Source organism: Kosakonia sp. PSU_27 (assembly GCF_039409795.1).
Taxonomy (GTDB): Bacteria; Pseudomonadota; Gammaproteobacteria; order Enterobacterales; family Enterobacteriaceae; genus Kosakonia.
Window position 1 is genome coordinate 114,658 of sequence record NZ_JBCIVK010000007.1, and the last position, 19,723, is coordinate 134,380.

The 19,723-nt window shown below is 54.9% G+C and carries 19 protein-coding genes; 1 reads left to right on the forward strand and 18 read right to left on the reverse strand.

Annotation, left to right across the window (positions count from 1 at the left end; translation table 11 throughout):
• Positions 1-89: 89 nt before the first annotated feature.
• On the forward strand, positions 90-1,379 hold the full coding sequence (locus AAIG26_RS18450; RefSeq protein ID WP_343181194.1) for an MFS transporter: 1,290 nt from the start codon (positions 90-92) through the stop codon (positions 1,377-1,379).
• 40 nt (positions 1,380-1,419) lie between these two features.
• Here the strand turns inward: AAIG26_RS18450 and AAIG26_RS18455 are convergent, their stop codons facing one another.
• From AAIG26_RS18455 to amiB, 18 genes are all read right to left on the reverse strand, one after another.
• Entirely contained in the window at positions 1,420-2,583 is a 1,164-nt protein-coding gene (locus AAIG26_RS18455; protein ID WP_020456242.1) for a glutathionylspermidine synthase family protein, read from the reverse strand.
• Between the two features lie 2 nt (positions 2,584-2,585).
• On the reverse strand, positions 2,586-3,212 hold the full coding sequence (locus AAIG26_RS18460) for a DUF1190 domain-containing protein (protein ID WP_343181195.1): 627 nt from the start codon (positions 3,210-3,212) through the stop codon (positions 2,586-2,588).
• A gap of 9 nt (positions 3,213-3,221) precedes the next feature.
• Entirely contained in the window at positions 3,222-3,620 is a 399-nt protein-coding gene (locus tag AAIG26_RS18465) for a DUF350 domain-containing protein (RefSeq protein WP_020456240.1), read from the reverse strand.
• A 14-nt stretch (positions 3,621-3,634) separates the two neighbouring features.
• Positions 3,635-4,294, reverse strand: coding sequence for a DUF2491 family protein (locus AAIG26_RS18470; RefSeq protein ID WP_343181196.1), 660 nt, complete (start codon positions 4,292-4,294; stop codon positions 3,635-3,637).
• A complete protein-coding gene (locus AAIG26_RS18475) occupies positions 4,294-4,992 on the reverse strand; it encodes a PspA/IM30 family protein (protein ID WP_020456238.1) in 699 nt (232 codons plus the stop codon). The genes AAIG26_RS18470 and AAIG26_RS18475 overlap by 1 nt, the downstream gene beginning before the upstream one ends.
• A gap of 20 nt (positions 4,993-5,012) precedes the next feature.
• Positions 5,013-5,414 carry a DUF2170 family protein gene (locus AAIG26_RS18480; protein WP_045513726.1) on the reverse strand — a complete coding sequence of 134 codons (402 nt, stop codon included), beginning with the start codon at positions 5,412-5,414 and terminating at the stop codon, positions 5,013-5,015.
• Between the two features lie 126 nt (positions 5,415-5,540).
• Entirely contained in the window at positions 5,541-6,275 is a 735-nt protein-coding gene (rlmB, locus tag AAIG26_RS18485; RefSeq protein ID WP_045513728.1) for a 23S rRNA (guanosine(2251)-2'-O)-methyltransferase RlmB, read from the reverse strand.
• A 470-nt stretch (positions 6,276-6,745) separates the two neighbouring features.
• On the reverse strand, positions 6,746-9,181 hold the full coding sequence (gene rnr / locus AAIG26_RS18490) for a ribonuclease R (protein WP_020456235.1): 2,436 nt from the start codon (positions 9,179-9,181) through the stop codon (positions 6,746-6,748).
• Between the two features lie 38 nt (positions 9,182-9,219).
• Positions 9,220-9,645, reverse strand: a complete 426-nt coding sequence (gene nsrR / locus AAIG26_RS18495; RefSeq protein ID WP_020456234.1) for a nitric oxide-sensing transcriptional repressor NsrR — start codon at positions 9,643-9,645, stop codon at positions 9,220-9,222.
• A 151-nt stretch (positions 9,646-9,796) separates the two neighbouring features.
• A complete protein-coding gene (gene purA / locus AAIG26_RS18500) occupies positions 9,797-11,095 on the reverse strand; it encodes an adenylosuccinate synthase (RefSeq protein ID WP_017459166.1) in 1,299 nt (432 codons plus the stop codon).
• Between the two features lie 103 nt (positions 11,096-11,198).
• Positions 11,199-11,396, reverse strand: coding sequence for a DUF2065 family protein (locus AAIG26_RS18505; protein WP_017459167.1), 198 nt, complete (start codon positions 11,394-11,396; stop codon positions 11,199-11,201).
• A gap of 72 nt (positions 11,397-11,468) precedes the next feature.
• Positions 11,469-12,473 carry a protease modulator HflC gene (hflC, locus tag AAIG26_RS18510; RefSeq protein ID WP_020456232.1) on the reverse strand — a complete coding sequence of 335 codons (1,005 nt, stop codon included), beginning with the start codon at positions 12,471-12,473 and terminating at the stop codon, positions 11,469-11,471.
• Positions 12,474-12,475: 2 nt separating this feature from the next.
• Positions 12,476-13,735, reverse strand: coding sequence for an FtsH protease activity modulator HflK (gene hflK / locus AAIG26_RS18515; RefSeq protein ID WP_020456231.1), 1,260 nt, complete (start codon positions 13,733-13,735; stop codon positions 12,476-12,478).
• An 81-nt stretch (positions 13,736-13,816) separates the two neighbouring features.
• Positions 13,817-15,097 carry a ribosome rescue GTPase HflX gene (gene hflX, locus AAIG26_RS18520; protein ID WP_020456230.1) on the reverse strand — a complete coding sequence of 427 codons (1,281 nt, stop codon included), beginning with the start codon at positions 15,095-15,097 and terminating at the stop codon, positions 13,817-13,819.
• Positions 15,098-15,172: 75 nt separating this feature from the next.
• Positions 15,173-15,478: an RNA chaperone Hfq gene (gene hfq / locus AAIG26_RS18525; protein ID WP_017459171.1), complete on the reverse strand. Its 306-nt coding sequence runs from the start codon at positions 15,476-15,478 to the stop codon at positions 15,173-15,175.
• A gap of 96 nt (positions 15,479-15,574) precedes the next feature.
• Complete coding sequence (gene miaA, locus AAIG26_RS18530) at positions 15,575-16,525, reverse strand: tRNA (adenosine(37)-N6)-dimethylallyltransferase MiaA (RefSeq protein WP_343181198.1); 951 nt, start codon at positions 16,523-16,525, stop codon at positions 15,575-15,577.
• On the reverse strand, positions 16,518-18,374 hold the full coding sequence (gene mutL, locus AAIG26_RS18535) for a DNA mismatch repair endonuclease MutL (protein ID WP_343181199.1): 1,857 nt from the start codon (positions 18,372-18,374) through the stop codon (positions 16,518-16,520). Before mutL ends, miaA begins: the two co-directional genes overlap by 8 nt.
• A gap of 11 nt (positions 18,375-18,385) precedes the next feature.
• Complete coding sequence (amiB, locus tag AAIG26_RS18540) at positions 18,386-19,714, reverse strand: N-acetylmuramoyl-L-alanine amidase AmiB (protein ID WP_020456227.1); 1,329 nt, start codon at positions 19,712-19,714, stop codon at positions 18,386-18,388.
• Positions 19,715-19,723 lie beyond the last annotated feature (9 nt).

Here is a 19,723-nt window from a genome sequence, read left to right on the forward strand (position 1 = left end):
GAAACGGCTCACACAATATAAGAATAATATATTTCACGAATGCGATTACTGATGAATAATTTATTCTCACCTTGCCAAAGAGAATCCTGATGCCAGCTTCCCAACACGCACCGAATGCGCATAAACGCGCTTTGATTGCCGGCTCGATCGGCAACTTTATCGAGTGGTACGAATTCGCGGTCTACGGCTTTCTCGCCACCGTAATTGCGAAAAACTTCTTTCAACTCGCGGGCGAAACCGGGCTCACCAGTCTGATCCTGACTTATGCCTCCTTTGCCGTCGCCTTTTTCTTCCGCCCACTTGGCGCAATGGTGTTCGGGCGTATCGGTGACCGGATTGGCCGCAAGCCGACGCTGATTATCGTGCTGGTGATGATGACACTCGCTACCGCCGCCATTGGTCTTGTCCCGGTGTATGCCAGCATTGGCATCGCCGCACCGCTCATTATTACCGGTTTGCGCATTTTGCAGGGGCTGTTTGCCGGGGGCGAATACGGTGGCGCGGTATCGCTAATGACGGAGTTCGCGCCGCGCGGCAAACGCGGGCTGTATGGCGCATGGCAATCTTTTACCGTGGCGCTGGGGCTGCTGGCAGGTGCCGGTATTGTGGCGCTGCTTTCCGTGTTGCTGACGCCAGAGGCGTTGCATGACTGGGGCTGGCGCATCCCCTTCTTCCTTGCGCTGCCAATGGGCGTTGTCGCGCTGTGGTTGCGGGTGAGCATGGAGGAGACGCCAAGTTTTGTGCAACAGCAGGCGCATCCTGTTACCGAACGCGCCCGGCTGAGCGACACGTTCAAAGCCATCATCATGGGGATCGGCCGGGTGATGGTGTGGTCCGCCGCTGGTTATACCTACCTTGTGATCATGCCTGCGTATTTACAGTCGGCGCTGCATACTGGCTTTAACCAGGCGCTGCTCATTGCTGTGATATCCAATATCGGCTTTGCGGTGACGATCATTCCCTCCGGCATCCTGAGCGATCGCATCGGGCGTCGTACGGTGATGGTGATTGCCACCGCGCTGCTGCTGATCCTGGCGCTGCCGCTGCTGAAAATCCTGCAGGCGGAATCAAGCACGCTGGCGATAAAAGCCGTGGTGGTACTGGTAGCGGGCGGTCTGGTCGGTATGCTGGCAGGACCTGGCCCGGCGATGCTTGCGGAGATGTTTCCAACCCGCGTGCGTTATACCGGGCTGGGTCTGGCGTATTCGCTGTCGAACGCGCTGTTTTCCGGCTGCGCGGGGTTAATCATCACCGGTCTTATCAAAGAGACAGGAAATGTCGATATCCCGGCCTATTACGTGATGGCAACGGCGTTAGCCAGCATTGTGGCGCTGATGACGCTCAAAAAAGATGACCATTTGCGCTCGCTTGAGGAGTAACGTTCGTTGCCCGGCCGCGTTGCGCTTGCCGGGCGGTGCCTTACCCGGCGATGTAGTGCGGTACAAACCGCGAGGTATCTTTGGTAATCAAGGTGCAATCTTCGCGGATGCCCATGCCGACCGCTTCATCGTCTACCACCCAACTGCCAATCAGCGTGTAGCTGTCGCCAAAGCGCGGCAGCGGCTGAAAAGCCTGGTAGATCATCGGTTCTTCACCGTAGTCGCCCTCTTCATGGTCAATCACGTTGTGCGCCCCGTCGAAAAGGGTGACATTGCCCCCTTCGCGGGAAAACAGCGGCTTGCGCACGTAGCTGGCACCCGCCGCGATTTGCGGTTTTTCCCCGTCAAACCAGGCGGGCAGCAGGTTCGGATGATGGGGGAAGAAACGCCACAGCAGCGGCAGTAGCCCCTTATTGCTGAGCACGCTTTTCCACAACGGTTCCAGCCACTGCTCGCGGCGTTTACACAACAAGGGGCCGTTTTCGTCGCGCATCATCCACTCAAGCGGATAGAGCTTAAACGCCTGGCGAATGACATTATCATCCAGATCCGTCAATACACCGCCCAGCCCCAGCCCAACGTCTTCGATATAAATAAACCGCGTATCGAGTCCGGCCTGGCGGGCGCAATCCTCCAGGTAGAGCACCGTGCCGCGATCTTCCTCGGTTCCTTTGCAGCAGCAAAAATAGAGCGGGTGACGACTCTGGATCTCGGCGAAACGGGCAATCAACTTGTCCTGAATCGCGTTGTACTGATCGGCATCGCGTGGGAGCGTACCGTTACGCCGCGCATCCTCCATCCACAGCCACTGGAAGTAGGCTGATTCGTACAGCGAGGTTGGCGTATCAGCGTTATATTCGAGCAACTTCACCGGGTCTTTGCCGCACCAGACAAAATCCATTCGCCCGTAGAGCGACGGATCGCGGTTGCGCCAGCTTGCGGCAATCGCATCCCAGTACAACGGCGGGATCGCCAGCTGGCGAAGGATCGCCTCGTCCGCCACGGCGCGATCCACTACCTCAAGGCACATTTGATGCAGTTCGGCGGTCGGCTTTTCAATCTGCTCTTCAATCTGGCGCAGCGTAAAACGGTAAGCACGGCTCTCATCCCAGTAAACTTCGTTATCAATGATATGGAAGTCAAAGCCGTGGTCGCGGGCAATCCGCTCAAGATCCGGGCGCACAGCAACATCATGACGCAGCATCGTTAGCCTCCCCAGCTTCCGCGCGCGCTGGAAGAGCGCCCGAAACCGCCACGTGATGAAGTGGTCGCCTTTTTGGTGGTGTAACCGTAATGGTTGCTCGCGCTGCTGCTCCCACCGGAGCGCCAGCTGTAATCTCCGTCGCGGTTGCGCCACACCGGGCGGGAAGCGTAGTAACTGCCGCCGCTGCTGTAGCTGTATTGCTCATCCCGGTCTTTGCGCACGGCCTGGCTTAACAGAAAACCGCTGAGCACTGGCATCCAGCGCTGGCCAATATTGTCGTAGTAGCAATTATCGTATTGCTGCACGCAATACGGCTGCGACATATTGCGCGGGATCTCTTGCTCGAAGTTCATGCGAGCATTGTTCCACGCATCGTTACACACCTGCGCAGCGTTACCGTCGTCAACGCAATCCTGCTGCGAGGTGTAATAGACCCCGTCACCGTCGTTATCGTCTTTATGATCGTTGCAGCCTTTTAAAGCAAAAAAGGCGGCGCCGCCCATAATCGCCAGCGTCAGGTATTGCCCGCTTTTACGCTCTTTCGGCTGGGTGAAAATGGGCCGCTGGGCGCGGCTCTGCGCAGGCGAAAGAATAGGGTTTCTTTGCCGATTTGATCGCTTTCTGGCCATGATGTTCCATTACCACGTCATGCAGGCGGCATTAAAAATCCCACCCGCCAGTGCCGCTGCCCCCATAAATAACCCGGCGGCAGTATTGCTGTTAATTATTTTGTCGCTCAGTTTCGGCATATACAGACGCACACCGCCGTAAACAAGTAACTGCACCACCAGCGCAATAACCCCCCAGATTAAATAATCCGGAATACTCACCGAGTTAATCGCCGCGCTGGAAAGCGGAATAATATAGCCCAGCAGGGAACCACTAAACGCTAACGATGCGGCGACATTATTCTCTTTAATTAATCGCCATTCATCGTGCGGGGTAATACGCGTATAAACGAAAAGAAAACAGAGCACCATCGCAATGCCAATAAAAAAATAAGAGCAAAACGCCAGCAGCGATCCGAGAATATGCATGTCTAATCCCATAATTAACCAATGACCTTTAATGATGTCAGCGGAATATCCACGCCCAGCGCGCGCGAGTAGATCCACTCCGGCTGGTTTTGCGCATTAAAGGTCTCTTCGCCGTTTAACAGCAAATATTCGAACACGTCAGCGGTGACTTCGCGCTGGTACGCCATCATAAAGTTGTGCACTTCCCAGCTTGCGCCAGCGTGGTTGTTGACGGTTTCCAGCGTATAGACCGGTTCGATATCGCCCCGCTCTTCCGCGTTAAACACGCGCTGCCACTGGCAATCCCGCCAGCGGAGCACGGGTTTGCCCATCGCGTTTGCGCTCAGCATATCGCGCCAGGCTTTTTCGCCGGAAACCCCCGCGCTCTCTTCATACACAAACAGTTTGATGTCATCGATATTGTGCGTTTCCAGACCGCCCGAAGTGCTGATTTGCAGGAACTCATCGCCCGTTGTGTAGTAGCGATGAATCATGCATCCGGCGCCGAGATCGAACGACCCGCACGCACCAATGGTGTACTCTTCGCCGGGAAGCTGAACCAGCAAATCGTCTTCGCACAGGCGAAACAGCAGCGTATCAATGGTGAAACCCGCGTGCAGATGCAACCCAAGCGGACCTCTTACCGGAGCCGCCGCATCAGGCCGCCCCAGCAGGTTTTTCAGAAAAGAGAGCATCACGGTTTCTGTTGCTGTTGCAGACGCGCCAGCACATCCTGCGCCGAAGTTTTATCGCTGCCGCCAATACCGGCCTGCGCCAGTTTTTCGTCGAGATCGCGTCCGTCAGCCACTTTTTCAAGCTGCGTTGCCGCATCCAGTCGGGCCTGGCGTTCAGCCTGACGTGCCTGCAGGCGTTTCAGGGACTCTGCCGCCGTGGCCACATTGTTGGACGCGCCCACGGTGGAGGTAGTGACAGCCTGTTGCGCGCGCTGCATCGCATCGGTGGCTTTAATCACTTCCAGTTGCTGCTCAAACTGCTCAATACGTTGCGCCGTGGCAGTCACCGCTTTTTCAACGGCATCGCGCGACGTTTCAAGATTCGCCAGCACTTGTTCTTCCGCCGCAATGGTATTTTCCAGACGGGCGATTTCGCTGGCGACTTCATTCAGCAAACCGGCATCCACATTTTTCGCCATCGCTTCCAGCGCCCGGGCTTCAAGGCTGGCTTTGCGCTCACGCAAATCGTTGAGTTTATCGTTGCTCAACTTAACGCGCGCCAGCAGGTCGACGCGGGATTTACCCGCTTTATCCAGCTCAGCGCGCGCGTCGCGAATGTGTTGCTCCAGCATGCGCACACCCTGCGTCTCTTCAATCGACTCTTCCGCCTGAGCAATAAAGGATTTACCCAGCGTAAACAGGCTTTTTAAAATTCCCATACAACCACTCCCTGACAATGTTATTGGGTAAAATCATCGGTTAGTTCAGCAAGATCCAGCGCGTTTTGCGCAAGCGTGGAGATTTCCAGCAGGATATCGTCGAGCGAGGAGTTAAGCGACAGCGCGCCGAAGGCGACATAATACTCTTCCCCGCCGACAGGCGAGATGCCAACAGACGATAAAGGTAAAAGTTTTTGATTGCGCAGCAGGAAGGCGTTAAATGCGTCCTGTTGTTTAATTTCACTTAAAGGACAAATATAGGTTTCAATAATTATCTGCCGTGAAGTGAGCAACAGATTTAATTGCAAATCGCCGTAGTCATCCAGTTTAATAATTAACGCATCAGCTTCGTGTTGGATATTTAACGTAAGCGTCGATGATTGCAATAATGCCGCGCCAAGTGTCTCTACAGTCCATGCCATCATTTATACCCTGATTATTCCATCGCAATAAAAGTAAAAAGAGAAAATATCTGCCGGCAAATTCTACCAGTGTTCAGGGCAAAAAAAACCACCCGAATAAGGGTGGTTTTACCGTGCGCTGGAAGTTTAAAGCGCGCGCTGGCGCACCGCTTCAAACAAGCAGATGCCGGTGGCGACCGAGACGTTGAGCGACGACACGCTGCCCGCCATCGGAATACTGATCAGCTCATCACAGTGCTCACGCGTCAGGCGGCGCATACCTTCACCTTCCGCGCCCATTACCAGCGCCATGCGCCCGGTCATTTTGCTCTGGAACAGGGTGTGATCGGCTTCGCCCGCTGTGCCGACAATCCAGATATTCTCTTCCTGCAACAGGCGCATGGTGCGCGCCAGGTTGGTCACGCGGATCAACGGTACGCTCTCTGCCGCGCCGCAGGCGACTTTTTTTGCCGTGGCATTCAGCTGCGCGGATTTATCCTTCGGCACGATAACCGCATGCACACCCGCCGCGTCTGCGCTACGCAAACAGGCCCCCAGGTTGTGCGGATCGGTGACGCCATCGAGGATCAAAAAGAAGGGTTGCTCGAGGCTGGCGATCAGATCCGGCAGATCGTTTTCCTGGTACTGACGCCCCGGTTTCACGCGTGCAATGATCCCCTGGTGCACCGCGCCTTCGCTTTTTTCATCCAGATACTGGCGATTTGCCACCTGGATCACCACGCCCTGCGCTTCCAGCGCGTGGATCAGCGGCAGCAGACGTTTGTCCTCGCGGCCTTTCAGAATAAACACTTCCTGAAAACGCTCCGGGGCGCGCTCCAGCAGGGCCTGCACCGCATGGATGCCGTAAATCATTTCACTCATTGATGGTACTCATTTGGGGCGGTTTCGCCGCGTTATGTGGGCCGTGACACTCATCACTTGCGCTCATTATAACCGACACGCGCCGCAGAAAGTACCTCCGCGGGCTCAGTTGCCGCTTTGCCGAACGTGGTATGGAGTACGGAATTTCGCTGCACCGTGATGTTTCGCCCGCGCAAAGGGAATGGTTTCGCTTTTGCCCGGTAACTGTTGAACAGCGTTTCCCGGAAACCACGAAAGGTTGAGTGGCGATGTGATGCATCACTTCAGTTAATGACGCAGCGGGTAAATGCCGGAGGACGAATGAGATAAAACAGGCTGGCAGATAATCGTACTGAGCTAATGCGGCGATTTTGCAGGGCTGTTTTATACGCACCAATATCGGTGGAAACCGCTCAGAAAAGATAACAACCCGTGGAGTATTGAATAAGTGACGCAGAAAAAAGCCCTTCACGGGAAGGGCTTTGCTGGTATTACTGGGCAGCTTTCTTTTTCGCCGCGCGTTTCGCTTTGGTCGCGGCGGCGATTTTCTGCGTTTTCGCCGACGGTTTTTTGGCTTTTTTCGCTTTGCCTTTTCCACCTTCACCCCGGAAGGCGCTGTCTGGCTCGAAATTTACTTTTTTACCCATCTGGCGACGCGGCGGCTTTTTCGCAGAGCCGTTTTTGCCTGCCGAACCTTTTTTCGCTCTTTCACGCTCGGTTTTCCCCACGTTACGCGGGCTGCGCTCACTGGAGATCAGCGAGAAGTCGATCTTGCGCTCATCCATATTGACCGCTTCGACTTTTACCTGCACCCGATCGCCGAGGCGATACGTCTGTCCGCCGGATTCACCAATCAGGCGCTGACCGATCTGATCGAAGCGGTAGTAGTCGTTGTCCAGCGAAGAGACATGCACCAGCCCATCAATAAACAGATCGTCGAGCCGCACGAAGAAACCGAAGCCGGTAACGCTGGCGATAACGCCCGGGAAGGTGTTGCCGACCTGATCCTGCATAAAGTCGCATTTCAGCCAGTCCGAAACATCACGAGTGGCTTCATCGGCGCGGCGTTCGGTCATCGAACAGTGCTGACCCAGTTGCAGCACCTCTTCCATGCTGTAGTGCCAGCCGCCAGTTTCGGTGCTGTTGCCCTTCAGCCCCTGCTCTTTCGCCAGTAAATATTTAATGGCGCGGTGCAGTGATAAATCCGGGTAGCGGCGAATCGGTGAAGTGAAGTGCGCATAAGATTGCAGCGCCAGGCCGAAGTGACCGCGGTTTTCCGGATCGTAGATCGCCTGTTTCATCGAGCGCAGCAGCATGGTTTGCAGCATTTCGTGATCCGGGCGATCGGCAATCGATTCCAGCAGCTCGGCGTAATCGCGCGGCTCCGGTTTATTGCCGCCCGGCAGCTCCAGACCCAGCTCGGCAAGCACGGAGCGGAACGCGGTGATCGCATCGTTGGTCGGTTTATCGTGAATACGGAACAGCGCCGGCTCGTCGGCTTTCTCCACAAAACGTGCTGCGGAGATGTTGGCGAGGATCATGCACTCTTCAATCAGTTTGTGCGCATCGTTACGCTGAGTCTGCTCAATACGCTCAATGCGGCGCTCGGCGTTGAAGATAAACTTCGCTTCTTCGCTCTCAAACGAGATGCCGCCGCGCTCAGCGCGCGCCTGATCGAGCACTTTATACAGGTTATGCAGCTCTTCGATGTGTTTCACCAGCGGCGCGTACTGCTCTCGCAGTTCCTGATCGCCTTGCAGCATATGCCACACTTTGGTGTAGGTCAGACGTGCGTGGGAGCTCATCACCGCTTCGTAGAATTTAAAGCCGGTTAAGCGTCCTTTTGAGGAGACGGTCATTTCACAGACCATGCACAGGCGATCCACTTGCGGATTCAGCGAGCACAGACCGTTTGACAGCACTTCCGGCAGCATCGGCACTACTTGCGATGGAAAGTAAACCGATGTGCCACGGTTACGGGCTTCGTTATCAAGCGCGGTGCCGTGACGCACGTAATAGCTCACATCGGCAATCGCTACCCACAAGCGCCAGCCACCGCCGCGTTTCTTCTCGCAGTAAACGGCATCATCGAAGTCGCGGGCATCTTCGCCATCAATGGTCACCAGCGGCAGATCGCGTAAATCTACACGCCCGACTTTGGCCTCTTCCGGTACTTGCTCTTTCAGCCCGGCGACCTGTTTTTCTACTTCTGGCGGCCACTGGTACGGAATTTCATGGGTGCGCAGCGCCATGTCGACCGCCATGCCGGTACCCATGTTGTCGCCGAGCACTTCGACAATTTTACCAATCGCTTTCGTGCGGCGGGTTGGACGCTGCGTCAGCTCAACGACCACCACAAAGCCCATGCGCGCGCCCATAATCTCTTCAGGCGGGATAAGAATGTCGAAACTCATGCGGCTATCATCCGGCACGACAAAACCGACACCTGCGTCGGTAAAGTAGCGGCCAACGATCTGCCCGGTTTTCGGCACCAGCACGCGTACGATACGCGCTTCGCGGCGGCCTTTACGATCCGCTCCCAGCGGTTGCGCCAGCACCTGATCGCCGTGAATACACATTTTCATCTGCTCGCTGGAGAGATAAAGATCGTCTTTGCGGCCTTCAACGCGCAGAAAACCATAGCCGTCGCGGTGACCAATCACTACGCCTTTGAGCAGATCGAGACGTTCCGGTAAGGCGTAGCACTGACGGCGGGTAAAGACTAATTGCCCGTCGCGCTCCATAGCGCGCAGACGGCGGCGCAGCGCTTCTTGTTGCTCTTCACCTTCGATATTGAGTTCGATGGCCAGTTCATCCCGGCTGGCTGGTTTTTCGCGTTTGGCTAAGTGATCGAGGATGAATTCGCGGCTGGGAATGGGGTTGGTATATTTTTCAGATTCGCGTTCGAGGAAAGGATCTTGTGACATTGCGGTTCCTCCGTTGTCAGCTCTGGTGGAAATTTTCGTCATTCCACCAGCAATAATTTGTAAAGCGGTTGATTCTCTTCAACCAAATCGGCCAGCGTGTAGTTATCCAGCTCCTTAAGAAAACTTTGCACAGCTTTGGCAAGCGCCTTTTTCAGGCGACAGGCACTGGTAATATGGCAAAACTCGCTGCTGCAATTGACCAGCGCCAGCGGCTCCAGCGAGCGGACAACATCACCAATACGAATATCCTGCGCGGGTTTCCCCAGCCGGATCCCACCGTTTTTCCCACGGACGGCCGCGACGTAGCCTTCACGGCTCAGCTGATTGATTATCTTGACCATATGATTACGGGACACGCCATACGTTTCTGTAACTTCAGTAATGCTGGTCATTTGTCCTGCCGGCAGCGACGCCATGTAAATCAGGGCGCGCAAACCGTAATCGGTAAAGCTTGTTAACTGCACATCAACCTCATAAAAGGGAAAAAGATGAGATACCCGCAGGTATTGACACTATTGATGATAAACCAGCCACCTGTCAGGTCGCTAATTTATTTGAACGGAAGGGTGAAAAAAGCGAAGAAAAAGGGCGCGATTTACGCGCCCTTAAACCACATTATGCGTCGAACGGATCGCGCAGAATCATGGTTTCAGTACGATCCGGACCGGTGGAGATGATGTCGATCGGCACGCCGGTAAGTTCTTCAATGCGTTTGATGTAATTCAGCGCAGCCTGCGGCAGACCGCTGCGATCTTTGACACCAAAGGTCGATTCAGACCAGCCAGGCATGGTTTCGTAAATCGGCTCGATACCTTCCCAGTTGTCAGCCGCCAGCGGCGTAGTGGTGACTTCGCGGCCATCCGGCATGCGGTAAGCAACGCAGATTTTCACCTCTTTCAGACCATCCAGCACGTCCAGCTTGGTCAGGCAGAAGCCAGACAGGGAGTTGATCTGCACTGCGCGACGTACAGCAACCGCGTCCAGCCAGCCGGTACGACGACGGCGACCCGTAGTGGCGCCATATTCGTTACCCTGCTTGCACAGGAACTCACCGATATCGTCGAACAGCTCGGTCGGGAACGGACCCGCGCCTACACGCGTAGAGTAAGCTTTAATGATGCCGAGCACGTAATCCACGTAACGCGGGCCAAGGCCGGAACCCGTCGCTACACCACCAGCGGTGGTATTGGAGGAGGTCACGTACGGATAGGTGCCGTGGTCGATATCCAGCAACGTTCCCTGCGCGCCTTCGAACATCACGAAGTCGCCGCGTTTACGCGCCTGATCCAGCAGATCGGAAACGTCCACCACCATTGCGGTCAGGATGTCGGCAATCGCCATCACATCGTCCAGCACTTTCTGGTAGTCAACCGCTTCCACTTTGTAGAAATTCACCAGCTGGAAGTTGTGATACTCCATCACTTCTTTCAGTTTGTCGGCGAAAGTGGCTTTATCGAACAGATCGCCGACGCGCAGACCGCGACGAGCGACTTTATCTTCGTACGCCGGGCCGATACCGCGACCGGTAGTACCGATAGCTTTCGCGCCGCGCGCTTTTTCACGCGCCACGTCCAGCGCCACATGATAATCAAGGATTAACGGACATGCTTCAGAGAGCAGCAGACGTTCGCGAACCGGGATACCACGGTCTTCCAGTTCTTTCATCTCTTTCATCAGCGCAGCGGGAGACAGCACAACGCCGTTACCGATGATGCTGGTGACGTTTTCGCGAAGAATGCCTGATGGAATAAGATGGAGGACGGTTTTTTCACCGTTGATTACGAGAGTATGGCCTGCGTTGTGACCGCCCTGGTAGCGTACAACATATTTAGCCCGTTCAGTCAGAAGATCAACAATCTTCCCTTTACCTTCGTCACCCCATTGGGTGCCCAGTACGACGACGTTGTTACCCATTTTTTCAAAATCACCGTTTGCTTAAAAATGGATTCTACCACCGCTTTTTTTCAGATTCAGCACTTTTTCTGTGCAAAAATGCCCAAAGAACGCCTCAATTTCGTCAGCCAATCGTTTTCCTCAACATGTAGTAGATAACCACTCCCGCGACCACAAGCCCACCGCCAAATCGACGCAAAAGATGGTCCGGTAGCAGGCTCAGAGAAGCAATCATACGCCGCCATGCTCGCGGATAAAGCATCGGCCCAAGCCCTTCCAGTACCAACACCAGCGCCAGAGCGAGCCAGATTGTCGAATTCATTGCTGATCCTTATAAACACAAAACCACCGCCGGAGAAGGCGGTGGTTTTTACGATGAAAATCGCAGGTTATCTTAACGAGTCGCGGAAGTCGGCGTCTTCATATAACGGAAGAAATCGCTGTCCGGGCTAAGCACCATCACATCCTGGTTGCTCTGGAAGCTGCTTTCATAGGCACGCAGGCTACGGATAAAGGCATAGAAGTCCGGATCCTGACTGAATGCATCAGCAAACAGCTTCGCCGCTTCAGCATCACCCTCACCGCGCAGGATACGCCCCTGACGCTCAGATTCTGCCAGCGTTTTGGTCACTTCGTAATCCGCTGCGGCACGCAGTTTTTCCGCTTCTTCCTGACCCTGTGAACGATGACGACGGGCAACCGCTTCACGCTCGGCGCGCATACGGTTGTAAATCGCATCCGACACTTCAGTCGGCAGGTTGATTTGCTTAATGCGCACATCAACCACTTCAATACCCAACGCCGCCATACTGTTCGGGTTGATAACCGGCACTTTACCGTTGGTTTCAGCCTGAACGCGCTCAGCCGCTTTCGCGATGGCATCATCGGCAGCAGGCGTCGACACTTCGTCTTCTGTACCGGCAGAACCCGAGTTCAGCGCATCGCGCACTTCGAGCGTCAAACGGCCACGAGAATCGGTAACGATGTCTTTCACGTCCAGACGACCGATTTCAGAACGCAGACGGTCAGAGAACTTACGTTTCAGCAGCACCTCTGCCTGGGAGACGTCACCGCCGCCGGTCGCCAGATAGTAACGGCTGAAATCGCTGATACGCCACTTGATGTAGGAGTCGACGATCAGATCTTTTTTCTCTTTGGTCACAAAGCGATCTGCCTGGTTATCCATGGTCTGGATACGTGCATCAAGCAGCTTAACCGACTCAATAAACGGCAGTTTAAAATGCAGGCCCGGCGCATAAACCAACGGCTTGTTTTCATCATCACGCAGCACTTTACCAAAGCGCAGCGAGATACCACGCTCGCCTTCTTTCACCACAAAAATAGAGGTGTAGAGCACTACCAGCACGATGATGATGATCGCGATAACTGACTTACGCATCGTTATTCCCCCTGACGCTGATAGTCGTTACGCTGCGCGTTAACGCGGCGTTGGTCCATGATATCTCCCGCAGACGTTGCGGGGGCGCTGTTAGCGCTGCTACTGGAGCTTGACGCTGGCGGCAGACGCAGCAAGTTGTTCGCGCCACTGTTGTCACTCTTTGCCGCAGGAGCGGCGTTACCCCCTTTCAGCATCTGATCCAGCGGCAGCACCATCAAGTTGCCGCCTTTATCGTTAACCAGCACTTTGCGGGTATGGCTCAGCACTTTTTCCATGGTTTCGATATACAGACGCTCGCGGGTAATTTCCGGCGCGGCTTTATATTCCGGCAGGATCTTAGCGAAGCGCGCCACTTCACCCTGTGCTTCCAGGATGGTTTGCGTTTTATACGCGCGCGCCTCTTCGAGGATACGCTGCGCCTGACCGTTCGCACGCGGCTGAACTTCGTTGGTGTAAGCTTCGGCTTCACGGATGTACTGCTGCTCGTTTTCACGGGCGGCAATCGCATCATCAAACGCGGCTTTCACCTCTTCCGGCGGACGAGCGGCCTGGAAGTTAACGTCCAGCAGGGTAATCCCCATGTTATACGGGCGAATGGTTTCTTCCAGTTCGCGCTGGGTATCGCTACGAATAACGGTACGGCCTTCGGTCAGAATACGATCCATGGTGTATTTACCGATGACGCCACGCAGCGCGCTGTCCGTTGCCTGACGCAGGCTGTCATCGGCGCTGGTAACGCTAAACAGATAGCGCTCAGGATCGGTAATGCGATACTGCACGTTCATTTCAACGCGCACGACGTTTTCATCAGACGTCAGCATCACGCCAGATGCCGCCAGTTCACGCACGGATTCCACGTTTACTGGCGTCACTTCATCGATAAAGTTCGGTTTCCAGTTCAAACCCGGTTCAACCAAATGGCTGAACTTGCCCAAACGGGTCACCACGCCACGTTCGGCTTCTTTAATGGTGTAGAACCCGGTTGCAGCCCAGATAATAACGACCGCTGCGGCAACGATACCCACAATACGCCCGCTCGCCTGACCGCGTGGGCCAGAAGAACCCGGATTACCGCCGCCGGTGCTTTTACCACCGCCCAGACCACCGAGTTTTTTACTCAGTTTACGGAAAATATCATCCAGATCAGGTGGTCCCTGATCGCGACCGCCTTTGTTTCCATTTCCCTCAGAGTTGCCGCCTGGTTTGCTGCTTCCCCACGGGTCGCGGTCTTGTCCGTTGTTACCGGGCTGATTCCACGCCATGTATGTGCTCCATATTTATTTGCGGTGTATACCCGGCCTTTGGCGGGCACCCCCAAAGGGGAAAAATCTTCAGGCTGCCGGTCAAACGACGTACTCTTCGAGTGCCGGTTCTTGTTTACAGAGTCGACGCCAGTCGACGATCGGCATACGCACCTGCATACCTACGCTGCCATCGTCTTCCATCCACTCTTTTTCTATTGCCTGAAGCTGGTGAAACCGACTTCTCAGACGCCCTTCCTGCGGCGGTAATCGCAGCGTGTGCTGCGCCACTTCGCCCGCAAGACGCTCAGTCAAAGCCTGGAATAACAGTGGTACGCCAACCCCTGTCTGCGCGGAGAGCCAGACACGGATCGGTTTGTTCTCTTCATCCCGGTCAATACGCGGTTCGAAATCGTCCAGCATATCGATTTTGTTCATCACCAGCAGCGTCGGGATATCGTGTGCCTCAATCTCTTCCAGCACGGTGTTCACTGCATCGATGTTTTCCTGTACTCGCACATCGGCGGCGTCAATCACATGCAGTAACAACGTCGCCTGGCGCGTCTCCTGCAAGGTTGCTTTAAACGCGGCAACCAAATCGTGCGGCAAGTGGCGAATAAACCCTACCGTGTCTGCCAGCACCGTTTCACCGACATCCGCGACATCAATACGACGCAACGTCGGATCGAGGGTGGCGAATAGCTGATCGGCCGCGTAGACCTGCGCTTCCGTTATCTGGTTAAACAGCGTGGATTTACCGGCGTTGGTATACCCCACCAGCGAGACCGTTGGAATATCGGCTTTCGTGCGGGAACGACGCCCCTGTTCACGCTGCTTTTCAACCTTTTCGAGGCGCGAGAGGATCTGAGTAATACGATTACGCAACAAACGACGGTCGGTTTCGAGCTGGGTTTCACCCGGACCGCGCAAACCAATGCCGCCCTTTTGTCGTTCAAGGTGGGTCCAGCCACGCACAAGGCGTGTCGCCAGATGGCGCAACTGCGCCAGCTCAACTTGCAATTTCCCCTCATGCGTACGCGCACGCTGGGCAAAAATATCTAATATCAGACCGGTGCGATCGATGACTCGACATTCGCACAGTCTCTCCAGGTTACGTTCCTGGGCTGGGGTTAGCGCATGATCAAAGAGCACAACAGAAGCGCCCGCAGATTTTACGGCATCCGCAATTTCAACTGCTTTACCTTCACCAACAAAATATTTTGGATGCGGTGCTTTACGGCTACCGGTAATCACCTGCATTGCTTCGACACCGGCGGAAGAGACCAGAGATTCAAATTCCTGGAGGTCTTCCATATCTTTGTCTTGCGAAAAATAGATGTGTACCAGTACCGCCTGCTCACCGGCGTCATAACGGTCAAACAAGCGTAAACCCTCATAAAATACCAGCGGGGAACACAGCTTTACTGGCTCCCCGATCTGGAAAATCAGCCGTCAACCTTATTCGGTCTCTTCGCCTTCCTGCTGTGCAGAGCCCTGCGCGTTGCTACCGTGATGGTAGTTACTGCTGGTACCGCCGCCGGCATTGTTGCTGTGATGAGAAACCGGACGAGATGGAACAACAGTTGAAATCGCGTGCTTATAGACCATCTGACTGACCGTGTTTTTCAACAGGATCACGAACTGATCGAAAGACTCAATTTGCCCTTGCAGCTTAATACCATTCACCAAATAAATTGAAACTGGAACACGTTCCCGACGCAGTGCGTTCAGGAACGGATCTTGTAAAGATTGCCCCTTAGCCATTCTATCTTTTCCTTATATGCTTGTTTTGTACTTAGAACTCGTAAGTTCTGAAAACTGCGTAAAAATTTGCGCGCCATACGACTTAATTGTACACATTCACCCTGCGATAGCACTAACAACCTGTAGCACGTCACGGTAAGACTTTTCCGGCTTTTCACTCTCTAACCAGTGAACGCCATCCCAGCCCCGCAACCAGGTTATCTGCCGCTTGGCTAACTGCCTCGTCGCGCAAATACCTCGATAAACCATTTCATCGTATGAAATTTCGCCTTCAATGTATGACCACATCTGGCGGTATCCCACACAACGAACGGAAGGCATATCCATATGCAAATCACCACGAGCAAAAAGCGCCCGCACTTCTGCTTCAAAACCTGAAGCCAACATCTGATGAAAACGCTGCTCGATTCGTTGATGGAGCAGTTCACGGCTCGCCGGGGCGATGGCGAACTGATGCACCTGGTAAGGCAGAGCGTCTCCTGACGTTTGCGTCAGATCCGTTAAAGTTTTACCCGAAATGAAAAAAACTTCCAGTGCCCGGGAAAGCCTTTGCGGATCATTTGGATGAATCCGCGCTGCGGCAACGGGATCGATCTCCCGCAACTGCTGATGCAACGCTTCCCATCCACGCTCTGCCGCCTGTTTTTCAATGTCTGCTCGCACTTGCGCGTCTGCCGACGGAAGAGGCGATAACCCTTCCAGCAACGCCTTAAAGTAGAGCATCGTACCGCCCACCAGCAGAGGAATTCGCCCTGCATCGGTTATCTCTTTCATCTCCGCCAGCGCATCGCGGCGAAAATCAGCGGCGGAATAGGCTACCGCCGGATCGAGAATATCCAACAACCGGTGCGGCGCAGCCTGTAACTCTTCCGCGCTCGGCTTGGCGGTACCAATATCCATTCCCCGATAGATAAGGGCTGAATCTACGCTTATCAACTCTACTGGCAAAACTTTACGAAGCTCAATGGCTAATGCGGTTTTGCCGGAGGCCGTGGGCCCCATCAAAAAAATAGCCTTCGGCAGGCCAGCCTTACTCACTTCACTCATTTTTCAGGGCGTTCATCGCCTTTTGTAAATCAACAGGTTGTAATAAACCATCCGGCGGGGTCTTCACCAGATGCGGACAAAGCCGTTCAACGTCGGCAAGCAGGGTTATCGCCTGCGCCACACTCCATTGTGGATGCTCACTCGCCAGCTGGCGCGCCAGCCAGTGAGCAATATTCACCGCATCAATGCTTGTCTGCTGCGCCAGGTAGCCTATCAGAGCGGGAATCAAGATTTGTAAATTTTGTTGGCGCAAGGGTAAAGGCACTGCGCGAATGGTCACGTGTTGTCCATCGGGAACAAATTCGATGCCCATTTCCGCAAGCACTGCCTGGGCACGCTTCAAGACGGCGCTCTCTTGCGCAGAGATTTTGAAACGCACCGGAATCAATAACGGTTGACCGCAGGCAGGCGAGTGATCTGGCGACAGTTGCGCATGGCGCAACCAGCGTTCAGCAACCGGCAGCGCCAGTAGTGCCAGTTTTCCGTCCCGCTCAAGTAGCGCAAAATGCGGCGCAATAAGCGTTAATACGCGACCAAAACTCTGGCTGTGCCCGTCCAGTGCCGGAGCGACAGGCGCCGCGTTTTCATTTTTACGTTCGACAACCGGGGTTTCCAGCAATTGCCGATAGAGCGCCCCCTGCTGTTTCTGATAACCCGGCTGAGCGTTAGGCCACGGTTGAGCACCTGCGGTATTGCTACGCGCTCCCCCAGAAGAAGGAGTGGAAACACGCGGTGCTGGCGGCTCGCGAGCGATCAGCGGTTCAGCAAACTGGTTACGCCCTGCCGCGACCCGGTTTTCCGGCAGCGCTCTTGGCGCGGGTTCTTCAGAAAGCGGTAACGGTGTTTCTATCTGCTGTTGCAGCACACTTAACACGCCCTGGTAGATAAAATCATGTACCAGGCGCGACTGATGAAAGCGCACTTCATGTTTTGCCGGATGGACATTCACATCCACTTGATGCGGATCGATTTCCAGATAAAGCACAAACGCAGGCTGCTGATCCGCGCCCAGCTTATCTTCACATGCCTGGCGAATGGCGTGGTTTATCAGCCGGTCGCGCATCATGCGGCCATTTACATAGCAATACTGGATTTCAGCGAAAGCGCTGGAGGTACTTTTGGGATCGGCCACCCAGCCGCGCAGGGCTAGGTCACCATGCTGCCATTCAATGGCCAGCGCCTGCTCTAAAAATGCCGTACCGCAAATCGCGCCAAGGCGGCGCTCTTTCTGCCCCCCTTCAGCAACCGCGCGGTACTGACGCACCAGTTTACCGTTGTGATTGAGGTTAATGGTGACATCAAAACGCGCCAGTGCGATACGGCGGATCACTTCATCGATATGGCCGAACTCGGTTTTTTCCGTGCGCATAAATTTGCGCCGCGCCGGCGTGTTGTAAAACAGATCCAGCACTTCGAGCGTCGTGCCCACCGGGTGCGCAGCGGGTTTCACCGTCACCGCCATCTCGCGCCCTTCGGCATAAGCCTGCCAGGCTTCTTGCTGTTCGGCTGTACGGGAAGTCAACGTTAAACGGGAAACCGAGCTGATACTCGCCAGCGCTTCGCCGCGAAAACCAAGACTGATAATCGCTTCCAGGTCATCCAGAGAGGCAATTTTACTGGTGGCATGACGTGCCAGCGCCAGCGCCAGCTCCTCTTTTTTGATGCCGACACCGTTATCACGGATGCGAATCAACTTCGCGCCGCCGCGCTCGATATCAATATCAATGCGCGTTGCGCCAGCATCAAGGCTGTTTTCCACTAACTCTTTCACCACCGACGCAGGGCGTTCAACCACTTCGCCCGCGGCGATCTGGTTCGCAAGCTGTGGCGGTAGAACCTGTATCGGCATGAAATAAATCCTTAGTTAAGCAGCCCGTTAGCAGATGAGCCCGCACTGGCGGTTTGCCCGCCGCTCTGCGGCGAGGATTGCAACGGATGTGCGAGGAAATAGTTACGCAGCCCACCGTAAATCGCTTCGGCAATTTGTTGCTGGTAGGCATCGCTTCCCAGTAGCCGCTCTTCGCTGCTGTTACTGATAAAGCCCGTTTCGACCAGCACCGACGGAATATCCGGCGAGCGCAGAACGCCAAGGCTGGCGTGTTCCGGGCGGCGTTTATGTAATGCACCGATACGCTGAAGCTGGCTGAGCATACTGGTGGCGACATCATAGCCTACGCGCTGCGAATGGCCGAACTGTAAATCCAGCACCGCCTGGCTCAAATAAGGGTCAGACTGGCTATTTGCCAGCACATCGCCCGCGCCGCCAAGCAGCTCGGACTGTTTCTCATGCTGCTCCAGCCAGCCCGCCATTTCACTGTTTGCACGGCGGTTAGACAGCACCCATACCGAAGCGCCGGTTGCATCGCGGTTAGGCGCGGCATCGGCATGGATCGAAACCAGAAAGTTTGCATTCTGCTTACGCGCCACGTCGGAGCGGCCCATCACCGAAATAAAGTAATCGCCATCGCGAGTCATCACCGGTTTGAACATGGGATCACCATTCAGTAACGTCCGCAGTTTCCGCGCGATAGAGATAGTGACGTTTTTCTCCTGCGTTCCCCCTGCGCCAATCGCGCCGGGGTCCTGACCGCCGTGCCCGGCATCGATGGCAATCACTACTTTATCGCCAGAAACCGCGCGCGACTGCATCGCAGGCCGCGTGATGGTATTACTGCTGGTGACGCTGGTGATGCGATCGTTTTCGCCTTTAAACGGGTTGCGTCCCGGTGCCGTTTGTTGCGGCATAACCGCCGGGGTTTCTGCGCGTTTCACTACCACTTTTGGCGGCGGTGGCGGCGGAGGAACATCAGCATCAATGGTAAAGACGACAGTGTAGCCCGCTCCGCTTTGCTGTTTCACCGCGCGGGTTTTGCCGTTCTGCGTCAGATCCACCACCAGCCGAATCGACTGGTTGTCCTGTGCGGTACCGGCACGAATGCTTCTCACCAGATTATTGCCACTGAACTGCAGCGGCAGCCCCTGAATCACGCCGGTCTGCTTGATGTCCAGCGCAACGCTGCGCTTGCCCTGCTGCGAAAACGAATAGTCAGGATCGCCCATAAAACTGAAGGTAATACGCGCCTGGCTATCGCCATTCGACACCTGAATATCCGCTAAACTCGCCGCACTCACCTGCGTACACAGCAGTAACAACGCGAGCGCCAACCAACTTTTCACGCGACAGATCATTCCGTCATC